A 13,608-nucleotide genomic window follows, 5' to 3' on the forward strand; every position below is an offset into this window, starting at 1 on the left:
TCTTTCCTCTGTTAAAGATCTTCCGGCCAAGGGAAGCATTCCGCCGTGATCTCCGGCGTGTGGTAATAATTCTGTAAGGCCTCGATCAGGCGCGCCGGGCGTTCCGGGATGCCTTTCTCAAGATACTCCATCACCTGCGCATGAACGCGGCGCTGGAAGACAATACGGTCTGGCTCGACCTCTCCTTCGAGGTTGTCACAGCTGACGTTAAACGGGAAACCTGCCGCCACACAGAATAACCATTCCAGCGCCTGCGGTTTCACCTCCACATCTTCAAACTGGCTCTGCGTGGCGGCGTCACGGCCGTCCGGACAATACCAGTAGCCGAAATCCACCTGCTCACGACGCGCTTTCCCCGCAATACACCAGTGCGAAATCTCGTGTAACCCGCTGGCGTAAAAGCCGTGCGCAAACACGATACGGTTATACGGCACGTCCGCATCAGCAGGAAGATAGATCGGTTCGTCGTCGCCTTTAATCAGACGGGTATTAAAATCATCAGCAAAACAGCCATCAAAAATCTCAATCAGCTGTTCGTATTTATGGGTTGTGTTCACTAATTCATTCCCAGCCAGGTGAGGATCTCTTGTCCATGGCTGTCATAAAGCAGTTTGGCACTCATGACCGCTGAGACGACAACAATCATCGGGCGAATGAGCTTCTGTCCTTTGCTTAATACCAGACGCGAGCCCGCGCGTGCGCCTAAAAACTGCCCTGCCATCATCACAAATCCGGTTGCCCAGATAACTTTGCCACCAATGATAAACAGCAGCAGGCCGCCGACGTTTGACGTCGCATTGAGCACTTTGGCGTGGGCGGTGGATTTAGCGAGGTTAAAGCCGGCCAGCGTCACGAACGCAAGGGCATAGAACGAGCCTGCTCCGGGGCCAAAGAAGCCATCGTAAAACCCGACGCAGCCACCCGCGATAAGAGCGAACGGCAGGCCATGCAGACGTCGCTGCCGGTCTTCTTCCCCGAGCTTTGGCATCAACAAAAAGTAGAGACCGATGCAGATAACCAGAATGGGGAGGATCTGGCGCAAAATATCGGACTGTACATGCTGAACCAGCAGTGCACCCGAGGTCGAGCCAATAAAGGTCATCAGAATATTGAGCTTCTGGTCAGCCAGACTGACGACCTTACGGCGAATAAAATAGAGCGACGCGGAGAGCGAGCCGCCGCACGCCTGAAGCTTGTTAGTGGCGAGCGCCTGTGCCGGGCTCATGCCCGCAGCCAGCAGCGCCGGTACGGTTAACAAACCACCGCCGCCCGCCAGAGCATCAATAAACCCGGCCAGCATCGCCACAAAGAAAAGCACCACCAGCAGAAGCGGCGACACCATAAACAGTTCGACGAAATTATCCATTAAAGTACATGCTCATCCAGTAGCGCCTGGCAGGAAGGCGGCAACGGAGGCGGTGTCTTCTTCTCAGGCTTAGAGGTTCCAGGTTTTGCCGGCTCAAACCAGCTCTGCAGTTCCGCACCACAGCCATCGCCTGGCGGGGGTAACGGCTGATCTTCACATTCCAGGCTGTTTGCCGGGCAGCGCAGACGAACGTGCATATGTGCACGATGCTGGAACCACGGGCGCACTTTACGCAGCCAGTCGCGATCGGTGCCGGCATCCAGGCAGAGCTGCTGCTTGATGGCCGGGTTAACGAAAATCCGCGTGACATCGTTATCTTTCGCCGCCAGCTTAATCATGCTGAAGACGTCCTGCGTCCACAACGATGGCACGACGTTTTTACCGTCGCGCGCCACCAGATCCAGCGCCTGCGGTTTCAGCAACTGGGCTGAACTCCAGCGCGCTTTCGGCAATTGCAGGAAAATATCGACATCGAGACCGGTCTGGTGACTGGCGTGTCCGCCGTTGAAGCGACCGCCGGCAGGCATTCCCATATCGCCAATCAGCATCGTGCCCAGCCCCAGGTTATGCACCTGGTTTCCCAGACGCTGGATAAACAGCACCAGATCCGGGTGGCCAAAATAACGACGCTGGTCGGTACGCATCACCTGATAGGTATCGGACTGCAGCGGAAGTTCCTGTGCCCCAACGATACAGCCGTTCGAGAACGCGCCAATAGACTGCGCGCTGCCCGCCACAGGATGGGTAATTTTCTGCCATGGCGTCGCGGCCAGACTGGCTCCACTGGCAAGCAGTGCCAGCAGAGCAATGACGGTTTTTTTCATGTTTACCAGCGTGGAATGGTGGTCGTCACATCCGCATTCTGCGCGCGCTGGCGCAGGAAGTGATCCATCAGTACGATCGCCAGCATCGCTTCTGCGATCGGCACCGCACGGATCCCCACACAGGGATCGTGACGTCCTTTAGTGATCATCTCAACTTCTTCGCCAGAGCGGTTAATCGTGTGGCCTGGCACGGTAATGCTGGAGGTCGGTTTCAGCGCAATATTGGCAATAATCTGCTGACCACTGCTGATACCGCCGAGGATGCCGCCCGCGTGGTTGCTCTGGAAACCGTCTTTGGTGATTTCGTCGCGGTTCTGGCTGCCGCGCAGCGCAACGACGTCAAAACCGTCGCCAATTTCTACGCCCTTCACCGCGTTGATGCTCATCAGCGCGTGAGCGATGTCCGCATCCAGACGGTCAAATACCGGTTCACCCCAGCCTGGTGGTACACCATCAGCCACGACGGTGACTTTGGCACCAATGGAGTCGCCCTCTTTTTTCAGGCCACGCATCAGTTCGTCCAGCGCTTCCAGCTTATCTGCATCGGCACAGAAGAACGGATTTTGCTCGACCAGATCCCAGTCTTTGATAGCCAGTGGAATATCGCCCATCTGGGTCAGACAGCCGCGGATCACAATGCCAAATTTCTGCTGCAGGTATTTTTTGGCGATAGCCCCTGCCGCAACGCGCATCGCGGTTTCACGGGCAGACGAACGTCCGCCGCCGCGATAATCACGGAAGCCATACTTTTGTTCGTAGGTGTAATCGGCGTGTCCAGGACGGAACACATCTTTGATGGCGCCGTAATCCTGCGAGCGCTGATCGGTATTTTCAATCAGCAGCCCGATGCTGGTGCCGGTGGTGCGGCCTTCGAAAACGCCGGAAAGAATTTTGACCTGGTCCGGCTCGCGACGCTGCGTGGTGTAGCGAGAAGTCCCCGGACGACGACGGTCGAGGTCGTGCTGTAAATCGGCTTCGGTCAGTTCGATGCCTGGCGGTACGCCGTCAACGATACAGCCCAGTGCCAGCCCGTGCGATTCACCAAAGGTGGTCACCCGGAATAATTGTCCAATACTGTTTCCTGCCATCACGGCTCCGATGTCGTTATTTGTGTTTGAGCGTTGTGAAACGGGCCGAAGCCCGCTGGATTAATCTTTGTAAATGCTGAAGTATTCGCGCGCGTCAAGCAACTGCGCTTTGGTCAGCATAAAGACGCCGTCACCGCCGTTATCGAACTCAAGCCAGGTGAACGGCACATCCGGGTACTGCTCTATCAGATGTACCATGCTGTTGCCCACTTCACAAATCAGAACACCGTCGTCGGTCAGATAATCCGGCGCGCAGGCCAGAATGCGACGGGTAAGCTTCAGGCCATCAGAGCCTGACGCCAGACCCAGCTCCGGCTCGTGGCGATATTCGTTTGGCAGATCGGACATGTCTTCCGCATCAACATACGGCGGGTTGGTGACGATCAGATCGTACTGCAGCGTTGGCAGATCGCGAAACAGATCGGAGCGGATTGGCGTAACGTGATGGATCAGACCGTGCTCTTCAATATTGTGCTCGGTCACAGCCAGCGCATCGGTGGAGATATCCACGGCATCCACTTCCGCTTCCGGGAAGGCGTACGCACAGGCAATCGCGATACAGCCGCTGCCGGTACACATATCAAGGATATGCTCTGGCTGATGGTTAATCAGGCCTTCAAAGTGGTTGTTGATCAGTTCGCCAATCGGCGAGCGCGGCACCAGAACGCGTTCATCAACATAGAACTCGTGACCACAGAACCAGGCTTTGTTGGTCAGATAGGCAACCGGAATGCGCTCGTTAACGCGGCGGATAACACGCTCCACGATACGGTGCTTTTCGCTGGAGGTCAGGCGTGCGGTACGCATGTCTTCCGGAATATCGAGCGGCAGGTAGAGGGACGGCAGCACCAGTTGAACGGCCTCATCCCACGGGTTATCGGTACCGTGCCCGTACCAGATATTTGCGGCGCTGAAGCGGCTAACCGACCAGCGCAACATGTCCTGTATGGTATGCAGCTCGTTTACTGCTTCATCGACAAAAATTTTATCCACTCTTTCCTCCAGGGCATGCTCGCATAATTTTCGGCGGCTAGTTTGCCATGAAGACGGCGATAAATCAGCAATGACGCGTCGCGCTTGAGGTTAAAAAATGCGTTTAGTCGGGTACACTGTCGGAAATACGAGATGAGAATGACCCATGAAAAAGAAAACATCCCTTAGCGAGGAGGATCAGGCGCTCTTCCGTCAGCTGATGACCGGGACGCGTCAAATCAAGCAGGACATCATTGTCCACCGTCCGATGCGCAAAAAAATCACGGAAGTCCCGGTCAAGCGATTGCTCCAGGAGCAGGCGGATAATAGCCACTATTTTTCAGATGAATTTCAGCCCCTGCTCAATACGCAGGGCGCGGTGAAGTACGTACGGGAAGATGTCAGCCACTTTGAGCTGAAAAAATTACGCCGGGGGGATTACTCGCCCGAACTGTTTCTTGATCTGCACGGTTTGACGCAGATGCAGGCGAAGCAGGAACTGGGCGCGTTAATTGCCGCCTGTCGTCGCGAACATGTTTTCTGCGCCTGCGTGATGCACGGCCACGGCAAACATATCCTGAAGCAACAAACACCGCTGTGGCTGGCTCAGCATCCCCACGTGATGGCGTTTCATCAGGCACCCAAAGAGTACGGCGGAGATGCCGCATTACTGGTGTTGATTGAAGTAGAAGAGTGGCAGCCGCCAGAATTACCCTGACAGGACGGCGGGAGGCATGTTCTGCTCCCCGCCATATCACACGTCACATCAGATAGCTTTTGCCATCTTCAGATTGCACGGACTCATTTGCCAGTTGAAGACCCCTTTGCCCGTTTCGTCGAGAGCGACGTTGGCAATGGCGGAAGTCGTGAACATCGGCGGCGTCTCGCCCGGGCACAGCTCAGATACCAGATAGCCAACGAGTGGCAGGTGGGAAATGACCAGCGCGGAAGCGACACCTTCATTGCACAGCGCCTGAAGATAAGCGCTGACAAGGCCGACATCACCGCACGGGGTGAGTTCCGGGAGAACATCCACACTGGCTGGCAGGTTCATACACTCCCCCACCACTTCCAGCGTCTGTTCTGCACGCAGGAACGGACTCACCAGAACGCGTTCGATGTCCACTTTTTGACCTTTAAGCCAGGTCGCCATCAGACGAGATTCGTCGCAGCCACAGACGGTCAAAGGACGTACTGAGTCACTGGCGGCATCGAGTGCCGCGTCGCCGTGACGCATGATAAAAACTTGCATATTGCACCGCTTTTGTTAACCAGAATCACCGGCGTTGACTACCCGCGATTACCGCTCCGAGGTAGAAAACCCGATGGTCGGGCATTGTGCCTGATCCATTCGGTGAATGAAACGCTGTTTTTTACCTCAATGGCGTAAGTATAGTCAATCTCTGTTTACAAAATCGCCAAAACAGGTTCATACACTTCAGGATTTACCCTTTTTTGACCTCAACTTACGAGGACAGTTTCCCTTGAAGGCCAAAATGTCTGGCCCCGTTCCGCCATCTGCAATAATTCGTCACACGGTGTAAACCGCGGACCGTATTGCGAGGCCAGACGTTGCAGGATTGCAACCACTTCACCCGCACCGAGAGTGTCCATGTAACGGAACGGGCCGCCGAGGAACGGCGGGAAACCAATACCAAATACCGCACCGATGTCACCATCGCGCGCGCTTTTAATCACCTGCTCACCAAAGCAGCGTGCCGCTTCATTAAGCATCATCATCACACAGCGTTCAGCACATTGAACGGGTGACAGTTTTCCCTGACCGGTTGTCGGAATAAGCCCATAAACCGAAGGGTCGACCTGTTTCTTGCTTTTACGCCCTTTCGCGCCGTAAAGATAGAAACCGCGTTCATTTTTTCTGCCTTTGCGATCGTCCTTCAAAATTGCAGAAACAATGTTTGCAGGCGGGCTAAAACGATCTCCATAAGCATCTTCCAGCACAGGTATAATTTTAGTGCCGGTGTCGATTCCCACCTCATCCAAAAGTTGGATTGGGCCAACGGGGAACCCAAACTTCACCAGCGCCTCGTCGACGTGTTCGATCTTCTCCCCTTCCGTCAGCAGCCGCATCGCTTCATTTATATAAGGCGCCAGAATGCGGTTAACGTAAAAGCCGGCTTTGTCCGCCACCACTATCGGTGTCTTACCCTGCATTTTGGCCAGTTTAACCACGGTAGCAACGGTTTGCGGGCTGGTGCTGGCGTGCGGGATAACCTCCACCAGCGGCATTTTTTCAACCGGACTGAAATAGTGCAGGCCAATCACCTGCTCCGGACGCTGGGCTCTGGCCGCAATATCGCCAATGGGCAATGACGAGGTGTTCGACGCAAAAATGGTATCGGGTGCGCAATGTTGCTCAACGTCAGCCACCATCTGCTGCTTAAGCGCCAGGTCTTCAAACACCGCTTCAATCACCAGATCGCGATGGGCAAAACCGCTGTAGTCTGTCGTGCCGGAGATCAGTGCCAGGGTTTTATCACGCTCATTGGCCTTGATATGGCGGCGTTTAACCTTTTGATCAAGGTTCTGCCAGCTGTACTGCAGCGCGTGATTGATTCCTTTCGCATTGATGTCTTTGATACGTACAGGCAATTTGCCTTTGCTGGCGGTAACAAAAGATATTCCGCCCCCCATCAGCCCGCCCCCCAGTACGCCAATGGCATGCAGCGGTGCAGGTTGCGCCTCGCTGCCGGGGTCTTTTTTTACCTCTGTACTGGCAAAAAAGATGTTACGCAGCGCCTGAGACTGCGGCGTCATCGCCAGCTCGCCAAAGGCTTTTGCTTCTGCGGCATAGCCGCTGCTGCTGCCCTGAGATAACCCCACTTCAATAACCTCAAGGATACGTTTCGCCGCCGGGTAGTTGCCATTGGTTTTTTGTTCGGTTTTCTTGCCCGCCATGCTGAACAGGAGTGTGCGGCCCAGTGGCCCGGCCAGCACGCGCTCACGCACCGGCAGAGGACGTTTTGCCTGCCGTCCTTTGAGCGCCAGTTCAACCGCCGCCTCAAGCAAAATGGCGTGAGGAACCACCTCGTCGACCAGGCCGGCTTTCAGCGCCTGACGGGCACGCAGTTGTTTGCCGGTTAATATCATTTCCAGCGCAGTGCTGACCCCAACCAGACGCGGCAGACGCTGCGTCCCGCCGGAGCCTGGCAGGAGGCCTAACTGTACTTCAGGCAGGCCCAGAACGGTTTTCGCATCGTCGGTACAAATGCGGCTGTGACAGGCCAACGCCAGCTCCAGCCCACCGCCCAGACAGGCACCGTGGATCGCCGCGATAACAGGGATAGACAGCGCATGGATCTCCGCCATGACCTGTTGCCCCTGACGCGCCAGCTCTTCGGCTTCCTGAGCGTTTTGCGCCCGGGCAATCATGTTGATATCGGCTCCGGCAATAAAGTTGTCCGGTTTCGCCGAGATAAACACCAGGCCGCGAATCGCTTTGTTCTCGCGGATCTGCTTTAGCATCGCGCGCACCTGAACGCCGAACTCGGCTTTCAGGGTGTTCATCTTCTCGTTGGGAACATCGATAGTAATAACGGCGACGTTATCGAGGCGTACCGTCAGATTAAATGCAGATGGCATATCCATTATTCAGCCTCCAGAACCATTGCCGCGCCCAGACCACCCGCTGCGCAGGCGGTTACGAGACCAAAACCACCGCCCCGGCGGCGTAACTCATGTAATGTCTGGGTGATCATCCTCGCTCCCGTCGCCGCAAATGGATGACCGTAGGCGATGGAGCCACCCAGGACGTTAAATTTGCTCTGATCCACTTCGCCAGTGGCATGCGCCCGGCCAAGAACATCGCGCGCGAAACGTTCACTCGCCAGCAGTTGTATGTTTGCCAGGGTTTGTGCGGCAAATGCTTCGTGCATATCAATGAGGGTTAAATCCGCGAGGGTAAGTCCCGCGCGTTCCAGCGCCAGCGGTGTGGACCACGCCGGCCCTAACAACATGTCCTGCCACACATCTATCGCCGTGAAGGCGTAGCTGCGCAGGTAGCCCAGCGGTTTTATGCCCAGCTCTTTGGCACGGGATTCCGTCATCAGGATCACCGCGGCGGCACCGTCCGTCAGCGGAGTACTGTTGGCGGCCGTGACGGTACCGTGTTTGCGGTCAAATGCCGGACGGAGCCTGGCGTAATCCGCCATCGTCGAGCTGCCGCGAATATTGTTATCTTCTGAGAGCGGTTCACGGTATGGCGGGATGTACGCCGTCATGACTTCATCAGCCAGTTTGCCTTCCGACCAGGCTTTCGCCGCCAGCTGATGTGAGCGATGAGCCAGCGCATCCTGCTGCTCACGGGTGATCCCGTAAGTTTTTGCCATCTGCTCGGCGGTATCGCCCATTCTCAGACCGGTGGAATACTCCGCCACTGCGGGCGGTACAGGCATAAGGTCACGCAGGCGTAAGCGGGAGAAAAGTTTGAGTTTCTGACCGACGGTACGGGCTTTGTTGGCGTCAACCAGGATCCGGGCCAGCTTTTTACTGACCCCAATCGGCAGAACCGAAGAGGAGTCCGCCCCGCCGGCGATCCCAGCGCGAATGGTACCTGCCATCAGGCTTTCAGCCACGTTAGCCACCGCCTGGAAGCTGGTAGCACATGCCCGGCTGACGCTGTAGGCATCAGTGTGGACGTTCATCCCCGTACCGAGGACGATTTCGCGCGCAATATTGGGTGCTTCAGGCATCTGCACAACCTGGCCAAAAACCAGCTGCTCGATGACCTCAGGCGGAATTTCGCTGCGAGCCAGCATCTCCCCCACCACCATTTTCCCCAGATCGACAGCCGGTATGCCATGAAACGCTGTCGCCTGACGTGCAAATGGCGTACGTAATCCACTGACAATGGCAATGCGATCGCCCTGACGGGTAATAAGCGGTAACGCCTGACTCATAACCTTCCCCTGTAAAATTTTTTACTCAAACATAAAGTGGTCTGACCTGATAACAGTCTTAACCATTTTTTTACATTCAGCCAATCAGGGAAACGAAAAAGTGCGAGCTAAGGCACAGAGAAGAAAAAGAAAATGCCTCTGCGAAAATGAAAGCAAAACGGTAACCCGAAGGTTACCGTTTTAGTGTGCACCCTCTACTGTGAGAGAGGGGCCAGGATGAGGGCATTACGCCGTTGAGGTTAGCGCAGACCCAACTGGAAAATCAGCGTTTCCGCCTCGCAGGCGAACACAAAGTCGATATCCAGCTTCACACCGCCGTCCACGTCAGTAAAGGTGGATTTGATTTCGCACGGATCGGATTCGACCTCACGTGCACGTTTGCTCAGCGCGGCCAGGGTTTCTTCCGCTTCGGCGCGGTTGCTGAATACACGGCTGTAAGAGGCGGTGCAATCGGAGTTGTCCATGATGGTACCAACATCCATACAGCAGCAAACCGGGGTTTCATCAGCACTGCATTTACTCATAGCTCAATTTCCTCTGTATTCGCGCAAGGCGCGAGATAAACACGATGCTGCTATTTTACGCCCCGGGGCTGGCTCTCTCCAGCCGTTAATGGCGCAAAAGCGGATAAGTGACCAATATCACACTAAAAAATGATCTAGAACAAAAATCACCCTTTCAGACGATTCGCAATGGTCACAATTTTGCCAACCAGATCTCGTTTCAAGAAACATGTTTGAAAATATTAATAAACAAACTTGCAACATTCTGGCTGGTCAGACCTATACTCTCGCCACTGGTCTGATTTGTATGTCATACCTCAGACCCTACACTTCGCGCTCCTGTTACGGTATGTAACAATTATTGAATAAAAATAACTCAATGAGGTTATGGTCATGAGCCAGAAAACCCTGTTCAAAAAGACTGCGCTGGCAGTCGCAGTGGCAATCGTCTCTACGTCCGCCTGGTCCGCGGGCTTTCAGTTAAACGAATTTTCTTCCTCTGGCCTTGGCCGTGCGTATTCCGGGGAAGGCGCAATTGCTGATGATGCGGGCAACGCGAGTCGCAACCCTGCACTGATCATGATGTTCGATCGTCCGACCTTCTCTGCTGGTGCAATCTTTGTTGATCCGGGTGTTGATATCTCGGGCCGCTCGCCAACAGGCGCCAGCCTGAAGGCAGACAACATCGCGCCAACAGCCTGGGTGCCAAACCTCCACTTCGTTGCGCCAATTAATGACCAGTTCGGCTGGGGCGCTTCCGTGACGTCTAACTACGGTCTGGCTACCGAGTTTAATAATAACTACGCCGCAGGGGCGTATGGCGGTAAAACCGACCTTGAAACCCTGAACCTGAACCTGAGCGGTGCTTACCGTCTGGACAACCACTGGAGCTTCGGCGTCGGCTTTGATGCGGTTTATGCTAAAGCGAAGATCGAGCGCTACGCGGGTGACCTGGGTAAAGTCGTTGCTGGCTCAGGCGCTCTGCCACCGATTCCGGGTCTGGCACAGCAGGTTGCAGGTATTCCGGCAGATACCCAGATTGCTTACCTTAAGGGTGACGAATGGGGCTTTGGCTGGAACGCCGGTATCCTTTATGAAATCGATAAAAATAACCGCTATGGTTTAACCTACCGTTCCGAAGTGAAAATTGACTTCGATGGCGATTATAAGAGCAGCCTGCCTTCAGCCTATAACCAGATTCTGGGTAGCTTCGGCCTGCCAATGGGCACCGACGGCCGTACCACTGGCGGTTCTCTGAGCCTGCACTTGCCAGAAATGTGGGAACTGTCGGGTTATAACAAAGTGGCGCCGCAGTGGGCGGTTCACTATAGCCTGACCTACACCAGCTGGAGCCAGTTCCAGGAGCTGAAAGCGACCAACAGCAATGGTGACACGCTCTTCTATAAAGATGAAAGCTTCCGTGATGCCTACCGTATCGCGCTGGGTACCACCTACTATATGGATGACAACTGGACATTCCGTACCGGTATTGCCTTCGATGATAGTCCGGTACCGGCTGACAAGCGTTCCATCTCCATTCCGGACCAGGACCGCTTCTGGCTGAGCGCAGGTGCAACCTATGCCTTCAATAAAGATGCTTCTATCGATGCGGGCATCTCTTACATGCACGGTCAAAAAGTTAACTTTAAGGAGGGGCCGTATGAGTTCTCTTCTGAAGGTAAAGCCTGGCTGTATGGCATGAACTTCAACTACGCGTTCTAATCGCGCAGGGATTAAAAAAGGTGAGCATGGCTCACCTTTTTTCTTTATTCCGGGTCGATATCTTTATTCCGAGTCGATATCTTTTAATTCGTTCTCGATTGCTTTCGCGTTCGGATTCTCTTCCGGCTTCAGCTTGCCGCCATTGGCAATAAAGTCGTGATTCTGGAAGTAAGCTTCGCGGACCATAATATACGGGTCAGAAGACTGACGCAGCAGACCGTCCGAATCAAGCAGTTGCGCACGCGTCTCGATCCCTTCCACCGTCCATTTCCCTACCGACAGCGGCCAGGTCAGCCACGACAGAACCGGATACAGCGTATCCACCATGTCGCCGCCGTCATCACGTACGGTGAAACTGCCGTAGAATGGCAGATGAACATACGGACCATAACCCACGCCATAATGCCCCATCGTACTGCCGAAACGGTGCGGTTGCTCACGCTGAAGTTTAGGGTTCGCCATACCGGCAACATCGATGAAGCCCCCCATCCCCAGCAATGAGTTCAGGAAGAAGCGGGTAAAGTGCACCATACCCTGATACGGATCGCCCTGCAGGAAGTAGTTCACCATCACCGCAGGTTCTTCCAGGTTACTGGTGAAGTTACTCAACCCGTTACGCGCAGGTTGTGGAACATAATCACGCCATGCAACTGCCACCGGGCGAACCACATACGGGTCCAGCACGTTGTAGTTGAAGCTGTACATTGAGCGGTTAAATCCTTCGAGAGGATCGGAGCGTCCCGTTTGCTCTCCAGAGCTGGCGCAGCCCACAAGCATCGTCGCGCCCAGCGCAAGCGCCGACAGCCGAAGTTTCATAAATATCTCCCTGTTCAGTATGGCTATCGTTGATTGCCATCCGTAACGGAGCATGGGTTGCTCCGCCTGTAAACGTGCAAGTGATTGTAACAGCACGTTTACCGATGTCTACGAGCACAATTACGGGCAGTAACCACCGTCACTCTGATCTCAGCATAGCCTGGCTTTTGGAATTCGTTTCGCTGGCAATTTTATAATGTCTTTTAATGAGATGTATCGCCTTTGTTGCCATTGCCGCCAATTTAAGAGCATCCCCACGGGCATTTCATTAAAAGCCGCTACGCTTTATAGAAAGATCATCGTGTTGGAGTGGCTATGAAAGAAGTGGGTGAAGAAAAAATTGGCGAGAGTAATGAGGAAATTGAAATTGAAAGCGAGGAAAAAGAGCGCGGTGAGGAGATAGAAATCAATGAAGATCGCCTTCCTTCCCGTGCGATGGCGATCCATGAACATATCCGACAGGATGGCGAAAAAGAGATGGAGCGTGATGCCATGGCTCTGTTTTGGTCGGCCATCGCGGCAGGCTTGTCGATGGGCGCCTCACTCCTCGCCAAGGGCATATTTCATGTGCAACTGGAAGGGGTACCCGGTGGGTTTTTACTTGAAAATCTCGGCTACACCTTTGGCTTTGTGATTGTCATTATGGCGCGCCAGCAGCTGTTTACTGAAAACACCGTTACCGCCGTTCTCCCGGTGATGCAAAACCCTACCCTCGGTAATTTCGGTTTACTGATGCGTTTATGGAGCGTGGTGCTGCTGGGGAATATCATCGGTACAGGCGTGGCGGCATGGGCATTTGAATATATGCCGATATTCGATGAGCCCACCCGGGATGCCTTCGTGAAAATCGGTATGGACGTAATGAAAAACACGCCGTTCGAAATGTTCTCAAATGCCATCATCTCCGGCTGGATAATCGCGACCATGGTGTGGATGTTTCCTTCCGCGGGCAGTGCCAAAATTGTCGTGATCATATTAATGACCTGGCTGATAGCGCTGGCTGACACCACGCACATCGTGGTCGGAACCGTTGAAATCCTCTATCTGGTCTTTAATGGTACGCTTCACTGGAGCGATTTTTTCTGGCCGTTCGCCCTGCCGACGCTGGCAGGCAATATCTGCGGCGGAACGTTTATCTTCGCACTGTTAAGCCATGCGCAAATCCGTAACGACATGTCTAATAAGCGCAAGGCCGAACAGAAAGCGCGGGAAAACGATGATAAATCTGCAAAAAAATCGACCTGAATGGTGACTCTTTGAGCAGTCAGGCGGCGATGAGCTTAACGCAAAGTGTAAATGAGGCTATACTCGTGCCGCCTTGTCCCCTTAGTTAAATGGATATAACGAGCCCCTCCTAAGGGCTAGTTGCAGGTTCGATTCCTGCAGGGGACACCATGT

13 protein-coding genes and 1 tRNA gene are annotated in these 13,608 nt (G+C 54.3%); 4 read left to right on the forward strand and 10 right to left on the reverse strand.

Annotation, left to right across the window (positions count from 1 at the left end):
- Positions 1-11: 11 nt before the first annotated feature.
- From JTA15_RS11110 to prmB, 5 genes are read right to left on the reverse strand one after another with little or no spacing between them, the layout of a single operon-like run.
- Complete coding sequence (locus JTA15_RS11110) at positions 12-557, reverse strand: elongation factor P hydroxylase (RefSeq protein ID WP_020883114.1); 546 nt, start codon at positions 555-557, stop codon at positions 12-14.
- Positions 557-1,366, reverse strand: coding sequence for a sulfite exporter TauE/SafE family protein (locus tag JTA15_RS11115; RefSeq protein WP_014171043.1), 810 nt, complete (start codon positions 1,364-1,366; stop codon positions 557-559). Before JTA15_RS11115 ends, JTA15_RS11110 begins: the two co-directional genes overlap by 1 nt.
- Positions 1,366-2,190, reverse strand: coding sequence for a penicillin-insensitive murein endopeptidase (gene mepA, locus JTA15_RS11120; protein WP_014171044.1), 825 nt, complete (start codon positions 2,188-2,190; stop codon positions 1,366-1,368). The genes JTA15_RS11115 and mepA overlap by 1 nt, the downstream gene beginning before the upstream one ends.
- A 2-nt stretch (positions 2,191-2,192) precedes the next feature.
- The gene (aroC, locus tag JTA15_RS11125) at positions 2,193-3,278 is read right to left on the reverse strand and encodes a chorismate synthase (protein WP_025203566.1); all 1,086 of its coding nucleotides are present in this window, start codon (positions 3,276-3,278) and stop codon (positions 2,193-2,195) included.
- A 60-nt stretch (positions 3,279-3,338) separates the two neighbouring features.
- Positions 3,339-4,271, reverse strand: coding sequence for a 50S ribosomal protein L3 N(5)-glutamine methyltransferase (gene prmB, locus JTA15_RS11130; RefSeq protein ID WP_014171046.1), 933 nt, complete (start codon positions 4,269-4,271; stop codon positions 3,339-3,341).
- Positions 4,272-4,416: 145 nt separating this feature from the next.
- Here prmB and smrB point away from each other — a divergent pair, with 145 nt between their 5' ends.
- A complete protein-coding gene (gene smrB, locus JTA15_RS11135) occupies positions 4,417-4,968 on the forward strand; it encodes an endonuclease SmrB (RefSeq protein ID WP_014171047.1) in 552 nt (183 codons plus the stop codon).
- A gap of 48 nt (positions 4,969-5,016) precedes the next feature.
- On the opposite strand, the gene sixA is transcribed toward smrB, so the two are convergent.
- The 4 genes from sixA to JTA15_RS11155 all read right to left on the reverse strand — a co-directional run bounded on the left by sixA (position 5,017) and on the right by JTA15_RS11155 (position 9,693).
- Positions 5,017-5,502, reverse strand: coding sequence for a phosphohistidine phosphatase SixA (gene sixA / locus JTA15_RS11140; RefSeq protein ID WP_014171048.1), 486 nt, complete (start codon positions 5,500-5,502; stop codon positions 5,017-5,019).
- A 209-nt stretch (positions 5,503-5,711) separates the two neighbouring features.
- Positions 5,712-7,859 (reverse strand): fatty acid oxidation complex subunit alpha FadJ, encoded by a 2,148-nt coding sequence (gene fadJ / locus JTA15_RS11145; RefSeq protein WP_219373224.1) that lies wholly within the window; start codon positions 7,857-7,859, stop codon positions 5,712-5,714.
- Positions 7,859-9,169 carry an acetyl-CoA C-acyltransferase FadI gene (fadI, locus tag JTA15_RS11150; protein ID WP_032678623.1) on the reverse strand — a complete coding sequence of 437 codons (1,311 nt, stop codon included), beginning with the start codon at positions 9,167-9,169 and terminating at the stop codon, positions 7,859-7,861. The genes fadJ and fadI overlap by 1 nt, the downstream gene beginning before the upstream one ends.
- Before the next feature lie 239 nt (positions 9,170-9,408).
- Positions 9,409-9,693: a YfcZ/YiiS family protein gene (locus JTA15_RS11155; protein ID WP_014171053.1), complete on the reverse strand. Its 285-nt coding sequence runs from the start codon at positions 9,691-9,693 to the stop codon at positions 9,409-9,411.
- A 372-nt stretch (positions 9,694-10,065) separates the two neighbouring features.
- On the opposite strand from JTA15_RS11155, the gene fadL reads away from it, so the two are divergent.
- Positions 10,066-11,394: a long-chain fatty acid transporter FadL gene (gene fadL / locus JTA15_RS11160; protein ID WP_020883109.1), complete on the forward strand. Its 1,329-nt coding sequence runs from the start codon at positions 10,066-10,068 to the stop codon at positions 11,392-11,394.
- A gap of 63 nt (positions 11,395-11,457) precedes the next feature.
- Here fadL and mlaA read toward each other — a convergent pair whose 3' ends face one another.
- The gene (gene mlaA, locus JTA15_RS11165; protein WP_020883108.1) at positions 11,458-12,210 is read right to left on the reverse strand and encodes a phospholipid-binding lipoprotein MlaA; all 753 of its coding nucleotides are present in this window, start codon (positions 12,208-12,210) and stop codon (positions 11,458-11,460) included.
- Between the two features lie 315 nt (positions 12,211-12,525).
- Here mlaA and JTA15_RS11170 point away from each other — a divergent pair, with 315 nt between their 5' ends.
- Both JTA15_RS11170 and JTA15_RS11175 read left to right on the forward strand, forming a co-directional pair.
- A complete protein-coding gene (locus JTA15_RS11170) occupies positions 12,526-13,455 on the forward strand; it encodes a formate/nitrite transporter family protein (RefSeq protein ID WP_020883107.1) in 930 nt (309 codons plus the stop codon).
- A 75-nt stretch (positions 13,456-13,530) separates the two neighbouring features.
- Positions 13,531-13,605, forward strand: a tRNA-Arg gene (locus JTA15_RS11175).
- Positions 13,606-13,608 lie beyond the last annotated feature (3 nt).

It is taken from the genome of Enterobacter sp. BIDMC 29, assembly GCF_019378755.1.
GTDB lineage: Bacteria > Pseudomonadota > Gammaproteobacteria > Enterobacterales > Enterobacteriaceae > Enterobacter > Enterobacter ludwigii.